Origin of the sequence: Variovorax soli NBRC 106424, assembly GCF_001591385.1 — a bacterium.
Classification (GTDB): Bacteria; Pseudomonadota; Gammaproteobacteria; order Burkholderiales; family Burkholderiaceae_C; genus Variovorax; species Variovorax soli.
Map to the genome: position 1 here is coordinate 15,488 of NZ_BCUU01000041.1, position 19,064 is coordinate 34,551.

A 19,064-nucleotide genomic window follows, 5' to 3' on the forward strand; every position below is an offset into this window, starting at 1 on the left:
GGCCAGACAAATGAAGCAATCCCCAGTCCGTGATGTGTCCCGCGCGCGCCGGCGGCCTGCTGCTGCGGTGCGCGAGTTGCGGTTGACGCCGTTGATGCTGAGCCTGGTGTGCCTGGGGGTGACGCCGGTGTTGGCGCAGGTGCTGCCGGTGGCGCCCGGCGGCGGCATTGCCGTGCCCGGTGGTGGGACGGTGTCGATCACCGGCGTGGCCCCCAACCCTCAGGGTGGGCAAACGATGACCATCACGCAGGGCGCGAATTCGCCGCGCGCCATCGCGCAATGGCAAAGTTTTTCCATCGGCGCGCTCGACGCAGTCAACGTGGCGCAGCCAAGCGCCAGCAGCATCCTGCTCAACCGGGTCGTCGGCAACGAGATGTCGACCATCGCCGGCAGGCTCACGGCCAACGGCCATGTGTTCCTGACCAACCCCAACGGGGTGCTGTTCAGCAGCGGGTCGTCGGTGAGCGTGGGCGGTCTCGTGGCGACCACGATGAAGATGTCGACCTCGGATGCCGACTTCATGAATCCTGCCACCAGGCAGTTCAAGTTCGAGCGTGTCGATCCCTTCCCGATCGTCGATGGCAATTCATACACCGTCGTGAACCAAGGGGCCATCCAGACGACCAGCCCCGGCGGCACAGTGGCGCTGATGGGAGCGGAGGTGCGCAACGAAGGAGCCGGAACCATCGACGTCGCGCGCGGTTCCGTCGGCCTGGTGTCCGCGGACAGCATCACGGTGGATTTTGTCGGCGACGGGTTGACGCAATTCACCATCCCGGCCGGCTCCGAGGCCGCGCAGGCGCTGGTGCACAACAGCGGCACCATCACCGCTAACGGTGGCCGCATCGCACTCATGGCCGCGGATTCGTTCGGGGCGCTGGTGGTCAACCAGACCGGCACGCTGCGCGCCAACACGCTGGAGTCGCGCAACGGCGAGATCATCCTCAGTGCCGGCCGCACCACCAAGGCCGACGGCACGGCGGCCTATGGCAACAGTGCCTTGTATGTGTCGAACACGAGCACGATCGAGGCGACCGGCGGCCAGGTGCGCATCTATTCGGGGCAGGACATCACGGTTAGCAACAACCCGCCCTTCGGCTTCTCCGGCAACTCGCCCTCGGCGCCGTCGGACGGCGGCAGCATCATCAACGCGGCCGTCCTCGGCGCCACGCTGGGCAGCGCGGCCGGCGTGACCCTCGAAAGCGCCGCACTGCGCACCTTCAGCGAAGGTGGCCCCAGTTCCGCAGGCAATGGCGTGCGCTTCGATGCCGGCGCGCAGGTGCTCAAGACGCAGGGCGGCACCGCGACCCTCACGGTGAACTCGGCGCGCAACATCGAGATGGCGGCCAACTCGGTGATCTCGTCCAGCAGCGGTGCGCTCAACGTCGACTTCAACGCCGACGCCCAGGGCGCCGCGCTGCCCGATGCACTGCCCATCGACCCGTTTGGCGAAGGCAGCCAGGGCGGGGCCATTGTCATGAGTGGCGCGAGGATCGACAGCAACGGCGGCAATATCCGTTTCTATGGGCAAGGCGACCCGGTCAACGGGCGCGCCGTGGGCGGCCGGGATGCCGTTGGCAATTGGACGGTCGATGGCGTCAGGCTGAGCAACAGCACGCTCAACACCTGCATCGGCGTCGATACCTGCGGCGGCAGCGGCAGCATCAGCCTGCGCGGCCAGGGCGACACCGGCACCTTCCCCGACAGCAGCCAGATGCAATCGGGCGCCGGCGTGGGGTTGAGTGCCAGCTTCCTGATCGCGGGCGGCAATGTCGCCGTCGACGGACGCGGTGCGCTGGGCGCGTTCGGGGTGAGCATCATCGGCGCCCCGCCAAGGGACCTGCTCTCGGAGGCGGCGTTTGTGGGCCCCGGACCCAGCGGTATCGGATCGGCCAGCGGCAACATCAGCATCAACGGGGCCACGCGCGGGTGGAGCGCGAGTGACACGACGACGCCGGACCCTGCCCTGGTCAGTGGCCCCTCCGGGGGCGTGGGGATCGGGGGAACGCCCGTCATCGCGCTGCAGGGAGACGTGCGCATCACCGGCCAGGGGGGCGATCTCAGCGCGCTGGCTGCCAATGCCGAATTCACGAGGCAGGCATTGGCCAGCTCCAACTCGGCAACGGTGGGTGCTTCGCACGGCGTGCTGCTCGCGGGGAGCAATGTCACAGCCGGCACGGGCCGTCGGGTGGACATCAGTGGCCAGGCCGGCAGCAACGGCTTCACGATGAATCGCGATCCAGCCACCGGCGCCGAGACGGTGGTGCCCGATACGGCCCCGGCGACCGGTGTGTCGGTGACGGCCAGTGGCAATCAGGGCACCCTCCGCGCGGAGGGCGGGCAGGTCACGCTGAATGCGCAGGGCGGTGACCTCCAGCTGCGCTACAGCGACAACAGTGCGTCCGGCCAGGCGATCAAGCTGGTCGATGTTTCCTCGACCACCCGCAAGGGTGGCGTGATCGACATTGGCGGGCGCAACATCCTCATTGCCAACACCTTCGGGCCGACCGCCAACTTCCTGGACGCCAGCGGCGCCGGCGGTGGCGGAACGATCTCGGTGCGCGGCACCGGCAGCATCGCCATTGACCAGAACGCGGGCATCGCGGCCGATGCGGCGGGTGGTGCTGCAGGCAACGGCGGCACGATCCACGTGGTGGCCGGCGGCGACCTGCGCAGCCACGGCAGCTACAGCGCGCGCGGTAGCCAGCAGGGCGGCAACGGCGGCCTGATCGAAACCTCGGGCGCCAACTTCGATCTCACCGGCATTCGCGTCAATGCCTCGGCGCCGGCCGGCACGGCAGGCACCTGGTTGCTCGACCCCGCCACCGTCACCATCGCGAGCGGCACCGCCAGCGGCAGCCTGCCGCCCGACGGCTCGCTCACGCCGCTGGTGAACTCCACCGTCCAGGACGGCGACATCAACTTCGCGCTCAACACCGGCACCAGCGTCACCATCGCCACGACCCTGCCCAACGCCAACTCCTTTGGCGGCGACATCAACTTCAACCAGGGCGTGGTGATCAACGTCGACAAGGGCAGCGCGCCCGTGTCCTTCAACCTGGAAGCCTCGCGCGACATCAACGGTGGCTTCGGCACCGTCATCCGGTCGACCGCCGCGCCGCTGAACGTGAACTTCACGGCCGGCAAGAACAGCAACAGCGGCACCATCGACTACAACGGCGGGCAGATCATCACCAACGGCGGCAGCCTAACCATGACTGCCACGGGCAACGGCTTCGGCCCGTGCGCCATCTGCATGGGCAACACGCAGATCAGCACGCTCGGCGGGGCGGCCGACGGCAGCGTGCGGCTTTCCGTGCCGGCGCCCGGCACCAACGTGCCCTTCGGCGGCTTCACCACCGCGGCGATCGCGCTGGACAGCACCAACATCACCGCAGGCCGCGGCAACGTCGACATCACCGGCTTCGCGCAGAACGGCACCGGCGTGCGGGTGGGCGGCACGCTGCTCTCGGTCGAAGGCGGGCTGGGCATCATCAGCACCACGACGGGCAACATCAACATCACCGGCGTGGGCGCGTTCTCGAGCAACAGCAGCGACGGCTCCGGCCATGGCGTGGTCATCGACAACGCGCGCGTGACCAGCGTGAACGGCAACGTCGCGGTGCGCGGGCTGCGCCAGGTGTCGGGCGAAGAATCCGGCCCGCCCCCGGGCACCGGCGTGCTGCTGCAGAACGGCGCGCAGGTCACCACCACCGGCACCGGCGACATCGAGGTCACGGGCGAGACGCAAGGCAGCGGCGCCGGCCTGGTCCTCATGGGCAGCAACGGCGACGGCGGCCCAAGCTCGATCATCGACGGCAACCGCCACGTGGTGCTGCGCGCCGCCAACGACCGCAGCAGCGACGCGATCGTGCTGAACGGCACGGTGCGCGCCGGGCAGGTGCTGGACCTGCGACCGGGCGGCGTCAACGCAGCCACCGGCGCGGGCGAAGACCGAACGGCCGAGCCGATCTACCTGATGGGCAATCCGACGCTGGTGCCGTCCATCTTCACCGACTCGGTCCTGCTGGCGCCCGCCTTGTCGAGCGGCTCGGACCCCGGCGGCTTCTGGATCTCGACGGATGAGATGAGCCGGCTCACGGCCGCGGCCATCGTGGCCGGTGGCAGCACGCATGCGGCCGACATCCAGGTGCTGGCGCCGCTGGCCAGCGGCGTGCCGGTCACGCTGCAGAACAACGCGGGCGGCAACATCGACCTCGGCGCGCCGGTGTCGGCGCCCACGCTGGGGCTGATCAGCGGCGGCAACATCACGCAGGCGGCCGGCGCGAGCATCACGGCCGGCACGCTGCTGGCGCAGTCCTTCGGCGGCAACGTGATCCTGAACGACCCCGGCAACAAGGTGAGCGCCGACACGCTCGGCGGCGGCGCGGCGGGGCGCTTCGAGTTCGTCAACAGCGGGCCGCTGAAGATCGGGCCGGTCTCGGTCATCGCCTACGACTCGAACGGCAATCAGCCGCAGGTGCAGGCCGCCGACTCCATGGCAGCCAACACGCTGCTGGTGCGCACGCTCTCGGGCGAGCTGATCCTGGACACGGCGGTGAACACCACCGGCGGCGCCGACCTGGTGGCGGCCACCACCTTCCAGAACACCGGCCGCGGCCGCCTGGGCGGCGCACCGTGGCGCGTGTGGGCCGACACCTGGGTGGGCGAGTCGCGCGGCGGCCTGGTGGGGTCGGGCCAGTTGCCCAACCTTTATCACTGCGCCTACCTGGGCGTGTGCACGGTCACGGTGTCGCCGGGCGACAACCACTTCATCTACGCGCAGCAGCCCAGCTTGACGGTCAACATCGGGAGCTTCGCGCGGCTGGTGGGCCAGCCCAACCCCAGCTTCACCTACACGCTGGCCGGGCTCATCCTGGGCGACACGGGCGCGGGCATCGCGGGCAGCATGGGCACCGAGGCAGGCCTGCAGAGCCCCGCGGGCCGGTATCCGGTGTTCGGCACCTTCACCTCGGCCGAGGGCTACCTGGTGAACGTGGTACCGGGCGAGCTGGTGGTGACCAGCGTGCTGCCGCAGCCCGCGCGCTTCGTCGACGTGTTGCGCGAGGAGCCCACCACCTACCTGTACGACCGCAACATCGGCCAGGCGCCGATCTGCCTGGCCACCGGACCGCTGGATGGCGAGCGGGCGCAGCAGGGCAACGACGTGCTCGCGCGGGAATGGTCGCGTGTGCGCACCCGGCCCAACCTCACCAGTTGCGTGGACACCGAAAGAACCAACGGCTGCGGCGATTTCTAAAATAGAATCCGCAGGTCGATCGGGAGAGACTGGCGCCTTGAAGCAGTGAATGCAGGCGCCGGCGCCGAAGGAGCAACCGCCCCGGAAACTCTCAGGCAAAAGGACCGGTCGATGCATTTCTCAACTCTCTGAAGAGCGCCCGGTTTCGTCGACCGGGACACCGCAGGAGCAAGCGGCACCCGCCAGCCACCCAGGCCGGCCGCCCGCGAATCTCTCAGGTTCCAAGACAGAGGGGGCGCGCACCACGGCAACGAGGCCGTGCGCGCCTTCATCTTGACGTTTTGGAGCTTCTCTCATGCAATCGATCGCCGTCATCGGTGGTGGCATCACGGGTGTCACCACGGCCTATGCGCTGGCCAAGCGCGGCTTTTCCGTCACCCTGTTCGAGCGGCACCGCTATGCCGCCATGGAAACGTCCTTCGCCAACGGCGGCCAGCTCTCGGCCTCCAATGCCGAGGTCTGGAACCACTGGTCCACCGTGTGGAAGGGCATGAAGTGGATGCTGCGCGGCGACGCGCCGCTGCTGGTCAACCCCAAGCCCAGTTGGCACAAGCTGAGCTGGTTCGCCGAGTTCGTGGGCAACATCGGCCGCTACAAGCAGAACACCGTCGAGACCACGCGCCTGGCCATTGCCGCGCGCGAGCATCTCTTTGCCTGGGCGCAGGCCGAGGGCGTGGACTTCGACCTCAAGCGCGAAGGCATCCTGCACATCTACCGCGACAAGGCCGGCTTCGACCATGCGGCCGAGGTCAGCAAGCTGCTGGCGCAGGGCGGGCTCGAGCGCCGCGCCGTCACGCCTGACGAGATGCGCGCCATCGAACCCACGCTGGCCGGCCGCTACTACGGCGGCTTCTACACCGAGAGCGATTCCACCGGCGACATCCACAAGTTCACCAACGGCCTGGCGGCGGCCGCGCAGCGCCTGGGCGTGCGCATCCTCTACGGCCAGGACGTGGAACGCCTGGCCAGCGACGGCCGGCAGGCGCGCGTGACGGTACGCGCCGGGCACGGCGGCGCGCAGGAGCACCGCTTCGACGGCCTGGTGGTGTGCACCGGCGTGGCCAGCCGCGACTTCGCGGCGCAGCTGGGCGACCGCGTCAACGTCTATCCGGTCAAGGGCTACTCGATCACGGTGAACCTGCTGGATGCCGCCAGCCAGGCGGCAGCGCCCACGGTGAGCCTGCTGGACGACGAGACCAAGCTGGTCACCAGTCGCCTGGGCACGGAGCGCTTTCGCGTGGCCGGCACGGCCGAGTTCAACGGCGTGAACCGCGACATCCGCGCCGACCGCATCCGCCCGCTGGTCGATTGGGTGAACGAATGCTTTCCTGGCGTGAACACGCGGCAAGTGGTGCCGTGGGCGGGCCTGCGGCCCATGATGCCCAACCTGATGCCCCGCGTGGGCGCCGGCCGCCGGGCCAACGTGTTCTACAACACCGGCCACGGCCACCTGGGCTGGACGCTGTCGGCCGCGACGGCGGAGATGGTGGCCGAGCAGATCCGCGATGCCAGCGAGCGCGCCCAGCCGCGCTTCGCGGGTGGCGGTGTGGCAGCGGCTTCGGCCTGAGGCTCCTGCGTCAGCCCTTGGCCGCGGCGGCGGTGAACACGGCCAGCTGCGCGGCGAATGCCCGCTGGAAGGCCGGCCGGTCCTCGCCGCGCGCCACGTAGGCATGCAGGTTCGGATATTCCTGCAGCAAGCCCGAGCTGCTCAGCCGGCGCAGCACCATCACCATCATCAGGTCGCCGGCGCTGAATGCGCCGTCGAGCCATTCGTGCCCGGCCAGCCGCGCTGAGAGTTCGCCCAGCCGCTTGCGCACGCGCTCGTCGAGCATGGGCGCATGCTCCGCGTACCAGGGCTTGTCGCGCTCCACGAACCAGGCGGTCTCGCGCTCGACGATGGGCGGCTCCACGGTGCTGAGCGCGGCAAAGATCCAGTTGACGGCCCGCGCCCGGGCGTGTGCATCGCGCGGCAGCAGCCCCGCATGCTGCTGCGCGATGTGCAGCACGATGGCGCCCGACTCGAACAGCGCCAGGCCGCCTTTTTCCTCGTACGTGGGAATCTGGCCGAAGGGATGCAGCGCGCGGTGCGCCGGCTCCTTCATCTGCCTGAACGACAGCAGGCGCACGTCGTAGGGCTGGCCCACTTCTTCGAGCGCCCAGCGCACGCGCATGTCGCGCGCCTGTCCCTTGCCGCGGTCGGGCGATGCCTCGAACGCCGTGATGGTGGGGGTCATGGGCCGGCTCCTTCAGCCGTGCGCGTCGCGCAGCGCGCGGCCAAAGTCGCCAGTGTAGGTTTTCAGTCCCTGGTGCGTCAGGTTCGAGGCGGTGTCCACATGCACCTTGCCGCCGATGGACTGCCAGCGCCGGCAGAAGGCGTAGTCCTCGGTCAGGTAGCGGCCGTTGTCGGGCTCGGCCAGCACGTCGAAGAAGCGGTAGTGCGGGGGCGGCGCCGGCTGGCCGCGGCGCACGTCGGGGTGGCCGGAGACATCGGGCGTGTAGCGCAGCTCGGGCATGGCAACGGCCATCTGCTCGAACACGCGGCGCGCGATCACCATGAAGCCGGTGGGTGCGTCCAGCACCTCCATGAAGCCGTCGGCCTCCACCCGCCCATGCGCGAGCAGGTTGGCCGGAAAGCTCGGGTAGCGCGCCTCGAAATCCTCGCGCGTGCTGCCGGCCGGCAGCGGCTGGGCCAGGCCCTGCGTGGGCCAGGCGTCGATCTTGTGCGGATAGACGCCGGCCACCACGTCGCGCCCGGACAGCAGCAGGCGCAGCGCCGCCTCGGGCTCGAAGCCGATGTCGGCGTCGATCCAGAACAGGTGCGTCCAGCGCGCGTCGGCCATGAACTCGGCCACCATGCGGTTGCGCGCCCGGGTGATCAGGCTGTCGCCGTCCAGGAAGCGGCTCTGCATGGCAAAGCCGTGCTGGTAGGCGAGGTTGACCAGGCCGAGCAGGCTGCGCACGTAGGTGGTGGTGAGCACGCCGCCGTAGTTGGGCGTGGCGACGAAGGGGCGGATGTGCTGCAGCGCGCTGGCATCAAGCATGGGCAGGGTCCGCGAAGTGCGCCTGGCGGCGGGTGGAGAGCAGGGCGCGCAGCTTGGCCGGCGCCACCGGCTTGGTCAGGAAGGTCACGCCCCGCTGGCGCAGGCGCTGCAGCGCATCGGGGCCGGTGGCGCCGGTCACCAGCACCGCCAGCGCCTGCGGGTGCAGCTGGCGCGCGGCCTCGATCACGGCCATGCCGTCTTCGTCGCGCGCCAGCTGCAGGTCGCACAGCACCACGTCGTAGTGCGCGTCTTCCTCGCGCATCAGCTCGATGGCGGCGGTGCCGCTTTCCGAGCAGTTCACGATGCAGCCCCACTGGCGCAGCAGTTGCTCGGTGCCGTGCAGGATGACTTCGTCGTCGTCCACCACCAGGCAGCGCAGGCCGGCCAGCGGTGCCATGGGAGGCGGCGGCGCTACCGCGCGCGCAGCGCCCACCGGCGCGGCGCCGGGCAGGGTGAGTGAGAAGGTGCTGCCTTCCAGCAGCGCCGAGCGCAGTTCGATGCGCGTGCCCAGCAGCGCCGCCACCCGCGCGCAGATCGCCAGGCCCAGGCCGAAGCCCTGGCGCCGGTCGCGCTCGGTGTTGGCCACCTGGTAGAACTCCTCGAACACGCGCTGCTGGTGGATGGGCGCAATGCCGATGCCGTTGTCGCGCACCTCGATGCGCACCGTGCCGGGCAGGGCGCCGCGCCGGGCCGCCACCAGCACCGTGCCTTCGGGCGGCGCATGGCGGATCGCGTTGCCGATCAGGTTGCCGACGATGCGGATGAGCATGGCCGCATCGCTGCGCACCGCGCGGCCCTGCGCCTTGAAGACCATGCGCACGCGCGCATCGGCGGCTTGGGCGGCATGCTGGCCGGCCAGGTGCTCGAACAGGCCCTCCAGCGACACGGTGGCCAGCGTGGGCGTGAGCACCTGCGCATCGAGCCGCGAGATTTCGAGCAGGTCGTCCAGCAGCATGCTCATGAACTGCGTGCTTTCCTGCAGCCGCAGCACGGCGGGCCGCTGGTCCGGCGTGGCGGTGGGCAGCAGGCCGTCGATGAACAGGCCCATGGCATGCAGCGGCTGGCGCAGGTCGTGGCTGGCCGCCGCCAGGAAGCGTGCGCGGGAGAGCGCGGCCTGCTCGGCCTCGGCCATGCGCTGCAAGGCCACGGCGGTGGCTTCGCGCACGCGCTCTTCGCTCACCTGCTGGTTGTGTTCGAGCTGCTCGGCCAGCCGGTTCACGTCGTGCGCCAGGCTGGCCAGTTCGTGCGGCCGTTTCGGATGGCCCCGGCCCGTGGGCGGCGCGGCCTGTACGTCGCAGCGGGCATCGAAATTGCCGGCCTCCAGCGCCGCCACGGTGCGCGACACGCGCCGCAGCGGCCGGGCCACCGTGCGCGCCATGTTGCGCACCGAGGCCCAGGCCACCAGGATGGCCACCAGCGCAATGCCGATGCCGGCCACCAGCGAGCGGGTGCGCTCGCGCGCATAGCCGGTGGTGTCGCGAAAGGTCTGCACCAGGCCGATGGGCGACTCGCCCGCGGCGGTGGTGCCGGCCGGCGAGAAGGCGCTGGCACGCGATGCCTCGCGCAGCAGCACCGGCGCGGTGAACACGCGCAGGTTCTCCATGCTGCCCTGGCTGGGGCCGCTGCTCACGAACACGCCCGCGTTGTTGCTGATCTCCACGCGCGTGACCTGGCTGCTGCCGCGCAGCGCCGCATTGGCCACGTTCTGCAATGCCGAGAGGTCGCCCGCATAGAGGCTCAGGTCGGACAGCGCGGCCACCTGGCGGGCGATGGCCTGGCCTTCGGCATTGAAGGCGTCCTCCAGCGTGTTGAGCCGGCTGTGGGTGAACCAGGCCGTGAGCGCCAGTGCCGCTGCCGCGCAGGGCACCACGCCCAGGCGCAGCAGGTCGCGCTGCAGGCTGCCGCTCATCACCAGGGTGGCCGGCTCCTGGAGTTCGTCGCGCTGGGAGTCGGTCGGGTCCTGGGCGGCTTCCTTGGGCGGTGCGGCGAAGCCGGTGGCTAATCGGTTCATCGCGGCGCGGCCACCCGCTCGGTCAGTTCGCGCTCGTCGGGCAGGCGCAGGCCCAGGCCCCGCGCCACGTTGGCGTTGACGCGCACCGAGGCCGGCTTGGCCGATTCGACCAGCACGCCGGCCGGCGCCAGCGCCAGCTTCTGGCCCATGGCTTGCGCCTGGCGCGCCATCAGCGCCGGTGTGGCCACCGCGGCCGCGAGCCCGCCGGAGCGCACCATGCCCTCGCTGGCGCCGAACACCGGCAGGCCGGCACCGGCGGCCGCGTGCAGCACCGCGAGCGTGGCGGCCTGGTCGTTGCCGATGGCATCGGGCAGCACCATGAGCGCGTCGCTGCCCGAAAGGACGCCGCGCAACGCGCCGGCGATGGACTTGGTGTCCGGCGCGGTGGCCACTTGCAGCGTCCACTGCCTGCCCGCGGCGCGCTCCAGTTCGGCCAGCAGCGGCTGCGAATCGGCGGTGGTCACCACGCCCAGGCGCCGCCGTTCGGGCAGGGCGGCTTCCACCAGCGCCAGCTGGTCGGCCATGGAGGGGTCGCACAACAGCACGCCCACCCGGCGGCCTTCGCGGCGCAGGCCCGGGCTGTCCTTGAGGCTTTCGTACTGGAGGCGGCTGAGCATGGTCAGCAGCAGCGGTTCGCGGCTGTCGCTCTCGATGGCCGAGCGGGCTGCGCCGGGGCCCACCGCCACCGTCAGTGCGTCACCATAGGCGCCGTTGCCCCTGCCCTCGGCGCCGCGCAGGCTGCGCGTGCGCACGCCGGCATTGGCGGCCTGTTCTTCTTCCGCAGACGGGGCGGCCGGCGCCGCGCCCGGGGCGCCTTCGAGGGGCAGGCGAACCACCTGCATGCGCGCGCCCGGCGCCTGCGTGTCGCGCAGCTGCTGGATGAATTCGGCGCTGGCCGCGCGGTCGTCGCCGGTGATCACCGTCAGGCGCGTGAGCGCGGCCTGGGCCAGCCCTGGCGGCATGCCGAGCAGCATCAATGCGGGCACCACGGCCCGCAGCGCGACCAGCGCCACCCCGGAAAGCTTGAAGAACATGGGTAAGACAACCCCAAGTTGAGGGTGCTTCAAACTTTAGGGACGCGCCTGTGTTCGCGCGACTAGGCAGAGGGCTTATGTCTTATCAGACAAGCTTCGCCAAGGCCCGGCGATAGGCCGAACGACATAGTTCACGGGAGGGAGGCGCGCGCTGCTTCAATCGAATCAAGCGCTGGCGCGCACCGTCGCCAGCTGGGTGGCGATGGCCTGGCGCAGCGCCCGCGGCGACACGGGCTTGTACAGCACCATGATGCCGGCCTGGGCCACTTCGCGCAGCCGGTCGGGCTTGGTCTCGCCGGTGACCAGCAGCCGCGCGGTCCCCTCGCGGATGCCGCGCGGGTGGCGCTCCAGCGCGTGCAGCAGGTCCAGGCCGTTGTCGCCGCCCTGCAGCAGCAGGTCGCTGAGCACCACTTCGGGCGGCTCGTCCCATGCGTCGGCCATGGCCAGCGCCTCGGCGCGCGTCTGCGCCGCCATCACCTGCGCGCCCCAGCTCGACAGCACCACCTGCAGGCCTTCGAGGATGGTGCGCTCGTCGTCGATGACCAGCACGCGCACGCCTTCCAGGTTGGCCGGCGCATCCAGCGGTGCGGGCAGGGTGGCGGGCTCCATCGCACCCCCGGCCGCCATCGGCTCGGCGGCGCGCACCAGCAGGCGCACGCCGGTGCCCTTGCCGGGCACCGAGCGCAGCTCGACCCGGGTGTTGAGCAGCGCGGCCAGCCGTTGCACGGTGGACAGGCCCAGGCCCATGCCGCGCGACATGCCCTGCGTGCGCTGCGGATCGACCTGGAAGAATTCCTCGAACACGCGCTCCTGGTGTTCCTGCGCAATGCCCACGCCGGTGTCCCACACGTCGATGCGGATGGCGCGCCCGCGCCGGCGCGCGCCCACCAGCACGCCGCCCTCGTGCGTGTGGCGCAGCGAGTTGGACACCAGGTTGTTCAGGATGCGCGAGAGCATCACGTAGTCGCAGCGCACCCAGGCGTCGGTCTTGCGCGCCACCAGGCGCAGCCCCTGCTGCTCGGCCACGGGGCGGAAGTTGCGGCTGATCTCGTCGAACAGGCTGTCCAGCGGAAAGTCGCTCCAGCGCGGCTGCAGCACGCCGGCATCGAGCTGCGACAGGTTGAGCAGCTCGGAGAACAGCCGGTCCAGCGAATCCACGCATTCGCGGATGTGGCCGATGCGGGTCAGGCGCACCGGGTCGGTCTCGCCATTGGCCAGCCCGTCGGAAAACAGGGTGAGGGCATGCAGCGGCTGGCGCAGGTCGTGGCTGGCGGCGGCCAAAAGGCGTGTCTTGGCCTGGCTGGCCAGCTCGAGCTGCTCGTTCTTGCGCGCCAGCTCGGCGGTGGCGTCGCCGATGCGGCTTTGCAGCATGCGCCGGCTTTCGGCCAGGGCCGAGGCCGCCTGGTTGAAGCCGCTTTGCAGCCGGCGCACTTCGGCCGTGCCGACCACCTCCACCGTGGGGTGTTCGCCGGCGCCCAGCAGGTCCACCGCCTCGCCCAGGCTGCGTATTGGCGCGCTGATGCGCCGCGCGGCCCACCAGCCGGCCAGGCCCACGCCGACCAGGCTGGCGCCGGCCACCAGCAGCACGTTGAGGTACACCGCCTTGCGCGCGTCGGCCACGGCGTCCAGGCTGATCTCCACCATCACCTCGCCGGCGCGCTTGCCGTCTTCGCCCAGCACCGGCGAGATCACGCGCAGGCCTTCGGTGCGCGCCCGGTCGGCGGTTTCGGCGTTGGCCAGGATCTCGCCGTCGTCGGTGCGGATCTGCACCTGCTGCACATGCGGCTGCGAGGTGCCGGCCACCGCGGTGCGCTGCAGGGCGCGCCGGTCCATCTGGATCAGCGGCGTCTGCGCCAGCGTGGCCACCTGCAGCGCCACGTTCTGGCCGCTGGCGCGCATCAGCTCGGTCACGTTGGCCAGGTGCTGGCGGGTGAGCACCACGATCGCGCCCACCGTGGCCATGGCCGCAGGCAGTATCGCCAGCAGCACCAGTTGCTGTGCGAGCGAGAGTCGGGGCAGCCGCTCCAGGACGCGATACGGTCCGCCCAGGATGCGTTGCGCCCGCGAGAGGGATGGCGTGGGCTGTGCGGACATTCTTGGTATCTAATTGTGAGCTACCCTGCCTTCATTGACCACCCGACTTTGGTGGGGGAGGGCGCCAAGGCCCCGCTTCTGGAGTGACGCGATGCAGTTCACCCGTACCGTTTCCCCGTGCCGTCCGCGGCCGGGCTGGCTGCGCCGCTGGGGCGCGGCCCTGCTTCTTCTTGTGATGGGGGCGCATGTGGCAGCCGTCGCCCAGACCCACCTGCCGGCGGCGGGCGTGCAGGACGGCCCGATCCGCTTCGGCATCCTGCCGCTGGGCGGCGTGTTCGAGTCGCGCAACGACTGGGAGCCGCTGCTGGCCGACCTGGCCCGCGTCCTCAACCGGCCGGTGAGCGTGCTCTCGGTCACCTCGTACGACGCGCTGGACCAGGCCATCAAGCGCAACCAGGTCGACATGGCCTTCCTGTCGGGCCGCATGGCGCTGGATGCGGTCACCCTGCGCGGCATGACGGTGGTGGCGCAGGTCACGCGCCACGACGGCCTGCCCGGCTACCGCTCGCTGCTGCTGCTGCGCAAGGGCGGCAGCGTGACCACGCTCGAAGATGTGCTGGCGCAGCCCGAGCGCTGGCGCCTGGCGCGCGGGGAAGCCAAGTCGGTGTCGGGCTTCATCGTGCCGCAGCTGCAGCTGTTCATGCCCGCCGGCATCGCCATGGAGACGCGCTTCAAGAGCGAATTCGTCGGCACCCACCAGGCCACCGCGCTGGCCGTGGCCAACGGCGAGGCGGACGTGGCCACCAACAACACCGCGGACTTCGAGCGCTTCAGGCTGCAGTTTCCGGACGAGTCGCAGCGGCTGATCATCGTGTGGCAGTCGGACCTGATCCCGCATGCGCAGATCGTCACGCGCCGCGAGTACCCGCCGGAGTTCCAGAAGAAGGTGCAGTCCTTCCTTGCCGCGTACGGCCGCACGCCGGGGCCGCGCGGCGACCCGGAGCGCGCGGTGCTCAAGTCGCTGCACGACCTGGCCGGCTTCCTGCCGGCCGACAACACTTCGCTGCTGCCGGCCGCGAAGCTGGCGCACCAACTCGCGCGCCAAAGCGCGATGAACGCGCAATGGGTCAACGAGGAGGCCCGCACCGCGCGGCTGGCCAAGGTGGATGCGGAGTTCGCGCAGCAGACGGCGGCGCTGCGCGGCAATTCGCCCTGATGACCGGGACTGCCGCCGCCGCTGGCGCCTCATCCGCCAGCACTTGTAGGCCTGCGCTCACCGCGTGAGCCCGCGGCCTCCTGCACCGCCGGGCCGCGCGCCACTCCACACTGCGGTCATCGCAAACCCCCTTCAGGAGCGCACCACCATGAAAAGCCTCATCCTCTGGCTGTGCGGCGTGCCCATCGGCGTCATCGTTCTGCTCAAGATCTTCGGCGTGTACTGATGGCCGCGCATGCCCACATCGAGCCCAATGCGCACATCCGCGGCTTGGTGGAGTTCCGCGCCGGCGACGGACCGATGGTGCGCATTCCGGAAGGTCCGGTGCAAGTCGTGCTCGCCGAGGACAGCGCCGTCATCCACTGGGAAGAAGGCGGGGCCGCGCTGAACACGGCGATCCCGCGCACCGACTACGACGAGCACGTGGAGGCCGGCCGCATCGTCGGGCCGGCCACCGGAGCCGGCGCCTGAGCGCGGCGCAGGCCGGCAGGCACCGGGTTGCGCGCCCGGTTCAGGCGCGCTTGAGATCGGGATAGCGCACGTGCTCGACCAACTCCTGCGTCTCCTTCTTCGGCACGCCGGTCATCAGGCTCACCAGGATGATCACCGCGAAGCCCACCGGCACGCCGAACAGCCCCGCGGAAATCGGCTGGATGCCCCACCACAGCTCCACCGGGCTGGTCACGCCGAACACGCTGCGCATCCAGGGCTGGGTGACGGCCATGTAGTAGAAGGTGATGCCCAGGCCCGCCAGCATGCCCAGCGAGGCGCCCCACTTGTTGGCGCGTTTCCAGAAGATGCCCAGCACCAGCGCCGGGAAGAAGGCCGCCGCCGCGAAGGAGAAGGCAGCCGACACCAGGAACAGGATGTCCGCCGGTTTCTGCACGGCCACCGCCGCCGCGCACACCGCCACCACCAGCAGCAGCACCTTGGACATCGCCACGCGGCGCGAGGCCGGCGCGTTCGGGTCGATCATCTTGTAGTACAGGTCGTGCGAGAGCGCGTTGGCGATGGTCAGCAGCAGCCCGTCCGCGGTGGACAGGGCGGCGGCCAGGCCGCCGGCCGCCACCATGCCCGAGATCACGTACGGCAGCCCGCCGATCTCGGGCGTGGCCAGCACGATGATGTCCCCGCCGATGCGCATTTCGGAGAGCTGGAAGATGCCGTCCTTGTTCACGTCGCTCACGCTCAGCAGCGCCGGATCCACTGCCGACCAGTTGGCGATCCAGGCCGGCAGCTTGTCGAAGGGCGTGCCCACCAGCACGTTGAACACCTCGTACTTCACCAGCACCGCCAGGGCGGGCGCGGTGAAGTACAGCAGGAAGATGAAGAACAGCGACCACGTCACCGATTCGCGAGCCTCGCGCACCGAGGGCGTGGTGTAGTAGCGCATGAGGATGTGCGGCAGCGCGGCTGTGCCCACCATGAGGCAGAACACCAGCGCCAGGAAGTTGCGCCGCGATTCGTCGAAGGCCTTCTGCGCCGCCGCGTCGCCCTTCGGATCGCCCGCGTAGATCTGCGCATGGTTGGGCATGCCCGCCAGCGGCCGCGACTGCGCCTCGTTGGATGCCTTGGCGGCGGTCCAGGCCTTGCGGGCCGAGGCCTCGTCCTTGGGCACGGCCGCCAGTGCCTTCTGGGCCGCCGCGACCTCGGCCGGCGGGGCGCTGGCGGCCTGCAGGTCCGCCACCTTCTTCTCGGCAGCGGCGCGCTCCGTGGCCAGCGAACCCGGCAGCGCCTTGATCTTGGCGTCGAACTCGGCGGCGCGCGCCTTGAAGATGCCGGCCACCTCCAGTTCCTTCGGGTCCTTGCGCAACTCGTCGCCGCGCTTGCTCACCTTCTCGAGCTGGTAGCCGTACACCGCCTGCGGAACCGGGATGTTGGTCTGCTTGACCGAAAGCCAGATCACCGGCACCAGGTACGCAATGATCAGGATGATGTATTGCGCCACCTGGGTCCAGGTCACCGCCCGCATGCCGCCCAGGAAGGAGCACACCAGGATGCCGCCCAGGCCCACGAAGATCCCGACCTCGAAGGCCAGCCCCGACAGCCGCGTCGTGATCAGGCCCACGCCGTAGATCTGCGCCACCACATAGGTGAAGGAGCACAGGATGGCTGCCACGATGCCGATGAAGCGCGGCAGGTTGCCTTCGTAGCGCGCGCCCAGGAAGTCCGGAATGGTGAACTGCCCGAACTTGCGCAGGTACGGCGCCAGCAGCAGGGCCACCAGGCAGTAGCCGCCGGTCCAGCCCAGGATGAAGGCCAGCCCGCCGTAGCCGGTGAGGTAGAGCGTGCCCGCCATGCCGATGAAGGAGGCGGCGCTCATCCAGTCGGCGCCGGTGGCCATGCCGTTGTAGATGGCCGGAACCCGGCGCCCCGCCACGTAGTACTCGGCTGCGTCGGTGGTGCGGCTCATGATGCCGATGCCGGCATACAGCGCGACGGTGGCGAACAGGAAGATGAAGCCGATCCAGTTGCGCGGCAGCCCCATCTGCTCGAGCACCGCCAGCACCACGATGAAGGCGATGAAGCCGCCGGTGTACCAGCCGTACACCTTGTTGAGCTGCTTCTTGAATTGGCCTTTTTCGCCCGCGGTGGGGGCGGCGCCGTGCTCGAAGGTCAGTCCGGCCATGTCAGTTCTCCTCGGCCACGCCGTGTTCCTGGTCCAGGCGATTCATGTAGCTCGCGTAGAACCAGATGATCAGCACATACACGATCAGTGCCCCTTGCGCGGCAACCCAGAAGCTGAAGGGCCAGCCGAAGAAGTTGAAGCTCAGGTCGCGGGCGAAATATCCGATCACGAAGGTCACGAAGAACCACACGGCCAGCAGGATGGCGGTGATGCGCAGGTTCTTGTGCCAGTAGTGGCGCTGCGTTTCAGTCAATTCCATCGCATGTCTCCTACGTTGCTTCTTGCACGTTGCTGGCCCGAGGGCCGGCGGACCTTGCGGCCACTGCCCTCCGGCGCGAGCCGGCGGACAGCAGGCCCCAACTACGATGCGGCGGCGAGGCCCGTCTCGCGCTCCAGTTGAGCGGCGATGCGGGGCTCGAAGCCCTGGAGATGCCTGATGATCCGGCGTGCCTCCTCCGGCCGCTGGCAGTCCGCCTGGGCACGCGCCAGGTGGTACCAGCCGTAGGGGCTCATCGGCTGCAGTTCGGTATTGCGCTGGAGCGCCTGCACGGCTTCTTCGCGGCGGCCCTGGCGCAGCAGGGCCAGGCCCAGGCCATACCAGGCGCGGTCGAGCTTTGCATCGCGCGCCACGGCCTGGCCGAAGGCGTCCACCGCTTCGCCCAGCTGGCCATCGGCCTCCAGCAGAAAGCCCAGGTTGAACCAGTCGCCGGCGCTGCGCTGCGGATGCGCGTCCACCAGCCTGCGCGCGTCCTCGATGGCTTCGCCGCGCCGTCCCAGTTGCGCGCGCACGAAGCTGCGGCTGGCCAGCGCGTACGCATCGCGCGGCCAGCGCGCGAGCATGTCGCCAAATACGCGCTCGGCCGCTTCCTGCCGGCCCATCAGCAGCCAGCCCATGGCGCGAAGGCGAAGCAGCCAGTGCGGCATCAGCGGCATCCTTCCATGCCCACCCGCAGGCAGAAGTTGACCTTGGCGAGCGTGGCCATCAGCCAGATCGCCAGCATCAGCAGCAGCGTGGCCAGGGGGATGTGGCGATCGAGCACGACGCGCGGCGTGATGGCCCGCACCACCTTCACGAAGGGGTCCGTCAGGACTTGCAGCAGCCGGTAGAAGAAGTTCTCCTGGCGCCGCTGCCCGGCCAGCAGGCCAAGCAGCCATTGCCCCACCATCGCCAGGATGGCGATCTCGGCAATCAGTTTGACGGACGAGGCGAGCAGAAGCACGATACCTCCGGGTCCGGGCAAGGGCGTACGAAATTGTTGCGTCGATGCTTACGGATCACTTACAAACAGCCGCCTGGGCCGTCATCCCTTGTGGGTGCTTACCCTCTGGTGCAGTGCAGCAGCACAGAGGCATCTGCGGTTGTCGTGTGCCAATGGAGGCCGGGCATGAACGAGCGGCGAATCATCCAGCGCGTGGGCTTTCGCAAGTGGTACGAGCGCGAACTGCTGCAGTGCCACGGGCACCTGGTGCTGCTGTTGCTGTGCTTCGTCGGCCTGCTGGGCGGCATCGAGTTGCTCGGCTCGCACGGCAGCCTTCAAGTGCGGCTCGCGGCCCTGGCCTGCGTCGTGGCCAGCGCCATCGTCGGCCACCGGGCGCTGCGGCGCTACCTGCTCATGCTCGGCCACGCCCAGCACATGGCCGAACAGGCCTCATGCCCCGTCTGCGGCACCTATGCGCGGTGGGACATCGAGGACGAACAGGCCCAGGAGGGCGCGCCCCAAAGCCGCCTGCACGTTCGCTGCCGCCACTGCGCAAGCACCTGGAACATCGCGCTGTGAGCCGGGCTGGCGTACTAGGCCGTTAGGCGGATTTTCCGCGTAAGGCCGGCACTGGAAACTC

Annotated in this window: 14 protein-coding genes and 2 riboswitches; of the genes, 5 read left to right on the top strand and 9 right to left on the bottom strand. The window is 69.9% G+C overall.

Going from position 1 to position 19,064, the window contains the following annotated elements; genetic code table 11:
- The first annotated feature begins 10 nt into the window (after positions 1–10).
- Together VSO01S_RS13730 and VSO01S_RS13735 are read left to right on the top strand one after the other, a co-directional pair.
- Positions 11–5,260: a two-partner secretion domain-containing protein gene (locus VSO01S_RS13730; protein WP_084241862.1), complete on the top strand. Its 5,250-nt coding sequence runs from the start codon at positions 11–13 to the stop codon at positions 5,258–5,260.
- Positions 5,261–5,270: 10 nt separating this feature from the next.
- Positions 5,271–5,377, top strand: a riboswitch (glycine riboswitch).
- A gap of 1 nt (position 5,378) precedes the next feature.
- Positions 5,379–5,500, top strand: a riboswitch (glycine riboswitch).
- A 55-nt stretch (positions 5,501–5,555) separates the two neighbouring features.
- Complete coding sequence (locus VSO01S_RS13735) at positions 5,556–6,827, top strand: D-amino acid dehydrogenase (RefSeq protein WP_068643287.1); 1,272 nt, start codon at positions 5,556–5,558, stop codon at positions 6,825–6,827.
- Between the two features lie 10 nt (positions 6,828–6,837).
- Here the strand turns inward: VSO01S_RS13735 and VSO01S_RS13740 are convergent, their stop codons facing one another.
- The 5 genes from VSO01S_RS13740 to VSO01S_RS13760 form a co-directional block, all read right to left on the bottom strand.
- A complete protein-coding gene (locus VSO01S_RS13740; RefSeq protein WP_068643292.1) occupies positions 6,838–7,494 on the bottom strand; it encodes a glutathione S-transferase family protein in 657 nt (218 codons plus the stop codon).
- A gap of 12 nt (positions 7,495–7,506) precedes the next feature.
- On the bottom strand, positions 7,507–8,301 hold the full coding sequence (locus VSO01S_RS13745) for a hypothetical protein (RefSeq protein WP_068643293.1): 795 nt from the start codon (positions 8,299–8,301) through the stop codon (positions 7,507–7,509).
- Positions 8,294–10,312 carry an ATP-binding response regulator gene (locus VSO01S_RS13750; RefSeq protein ID WP_084241863.1) on the bottom strand — a complete coding sequence of 673 codons (2,019 nt, stop codon included), beginning with the start codon at positions 10,310–10,312 and terminating at the stop codon, positions 8,294–8,296. Before VSO01S_RS13750 ends, VSO01S_RS13745 begins: the two co-directional genes overlap by 8 nt.
- Positions 10,309–11,346 (bottom strand): ABC transporter substrate-binding protein, encoded by a 1,038-nt coding sequence (locus tag VSO01S_RS13755; protein WP_245684209.1) that lies wholly within the window; start codon positions 11,344–11,346, stop codon positions 10,309–10,311. Before VSO01S_RS13755 ends, VSO01S_RS13750 begins: the two co-directional genes overlap by 4 nt.
- A gap of 165 nt (positions 11,347–11,511) precedes the next feature.
- A complete protein-coding gene (locus VSO01S_RS13760; protein WP_068643294.1) occupies positions 11,512–13,440 on the bottom strand; it encodes an ATP-binding response regulator in 1,929 nt (642 codons plus the stop codon).
- Positions 13,441–13,531: 91 nt separating this feature from the next.
- On the opposite strand from VSO01S_RS13760, the gene phnD reads away from it, so the two are divergent.
- Positions 13,532–14,596 (top strand): phosphate/phosphite/phosphonate ABC transporter substrate-binding protein, encoded by a 1,065-nt coding sequence (phnD, locus tag VSO01S_RS13765; protein ID WP_068643299.1) that lies wholly within the window; start codon positions 13,532–13,534, stop codon positions 14,594–14,596.
- A gap of 225 nt (positions 14,597–14,821) precedes the next feature.
- The gene (locus tag VSO01S_RS13770) at positions 14,822–15,067 is read left to right on the top strand and encodes a hypothetical protein (protein ID WP_068643301.1); all 246 of its coding nucleotides are present in this window, start codon (positions 14,822–14,824) and stop codon (positions 15,065–15,067) included.
- Between the two features lie 40 nt (positions 15,068–15,107).
- Here VSO01S_RS13770 and VSO01S_RS13775 read toward each other — a convergent pair whose 3' ends face one another.
- The 4 genes from VSO01S_RS13775 to VSO01S_RS13790 all read right to left on the bottom strand — a co-directional run bounded on the left by VSO01S_RS13775 (position 15,108) and on the right by VSO01S_RS13790 (position 18,445).
- Complete coding sequence (locus tag VSO01S_RS13775; RefSeq protein ID WP_068643303.1) at positions 15,108–17,225, bottom strand: sodium:solute symporter family protein; 2,118 nt, start codon at positions 17,223–17,225, stop codon at positions 15,108–15,110.
- A 1-nt stretch (position 17,226) separates the two neighbouring features.
- Entirely contained in the window at positions 17,227–17,484 is a 258-nt protein-coding gene (locus tag VSO01S_RS13780) for a DUF4212 domain-containing protein (RefSeq protein WP_068643305.1), read from the bottom strand.
- A gap of 101 nt (positions 17,485–17,585) precedes the next feature.
- Entirely contained in the window at positions 17,586–18,149 is a 564-nt protein-coding gene (locus VSO01S_RS13785) for a tetratricopeptide repeat protein (protein ID WP_245684210.1), read from the bottom strand.
- Positions 18,149–18,445, bottom strand: coding sequence for a YggT family protein (locus VSO01S_RS13790; protein WP_068643309.1), 297 nt, complete (start codon positions 18,443–18,445; stop codon positions 18,149–18,151). The genes VSO01S_RS13785 and VSO01S_RS13790 overlap by 1 nt, the downstream gene beginning before the upstream one ends.
- Before the next feature lie 165 nt (positions 18,446–18,610).
- Between VSO01S_RS13790 and VSO01S_RS13795 the strand changes: the two genes are divergently transcribed.
- Positions 18,611–19,003 (top strand): hypothetical protein, encoded by a 393-nt coding sequence (locus tag VSO01S_RS13795; protein ID WP_068643311.1) that lies wholly within the window; start codon positions 18,611–18,613, stop codon positions 19,001–19,003.
- The last annotated feature ends 61 nt before the right edge of the window (positions 19,004–19,064 follow it).

Coding starts and splice junctions, on each gene's coding strand:
- VSO01S_RS13785 (WP_245684210.1), bottom strand. CDS start 18,149: ATGCCGCACTGGCTGCTTCGCCTTCGCGCCATGGGCTGGCTGCTGATG.
- VSO01S_RS13740 (WP_068643292.1), bottom strand. CDS start 7,494: ATGACCCCCACCATCACGGCGTTCGAGGCATCGCCCGACCGCGGCAAG.
- VSO01S_RS13760 (WP_068643294.1), bottom strand. CDS start 13,440: ATGTCCGCACAGCCCACGCCATCCCTCTCGCGGGCGCAACGCATCCTG.
- VSO01S_RS13730 (WP_084241862.1), top strand. CDS start 11: ATGAAGCAATCCCCAGTCCGTGATGTGTCCCGCGCGCGCCGGCGGCCT.
- phnD (WP_068643299.1), top strand. CDS start 13,532: ATGCAGTTCACCCGTACCGTTTCCCCGTGCCGTCCGCGGCCGGGCTGG.
- VSO01S_RS13735 (WP_068643287.1), top strand. CDS start 5,556: ATGCAATCGATCGCCGTCATCGGTGGTGGCATCACGGGTGTCACCACG.
- VSO01S_RS13755 (WP_245684209.1), bottom strand. CDS start 11,346: ATGTTCTTCAAGCTTTCCGGGGTGGCGCTGGTCGCGCTGCGGGCCGTG.
- VSO01S_RS13770 (WP_068643301.1), top strand. CDS start 14,822: ATGGCCGCGCATGCCCACATCGAGCCCAATGCGCACATCCGCGGCTTG.
- VSO01S_RS13745 (WP_068643293.1), bottom strand. CDS start 8,301: ATGCTTGATGCCAGCGCGCTGCAGCACATCCGCCCCTTCGTCGCCACG.
- VSO01S_RS13775 (WP_068643303.1), bottom strand. CDS start 17,225: ATGGCCGGACTGACCTTCGAGCACGGCGCCGCCCCCACCGCGGGCGAA.
- VSO01S_RS13780 (WP_068643305.1), bottom strand. CDS start 17,484: ATGGAATTGACTGAAACGCAGCGCCACTACTGGCACAAGAACCTGCGC.
- VSO01S_RS13750 (WP_084241863.1), bottom strand. CDS start 10,312: ATGAACCGATTAGCCACCGGCTTCGCCGCACCGCCCAAGGAAGCCGCC.
- VSO01S_RS13795 (WP_068643311.1), top strand. CDS start 18,611: ATGAACGAGCGGCGAATCATCCAGCGCGTGGGCTTTCGCAAGTGGTAC.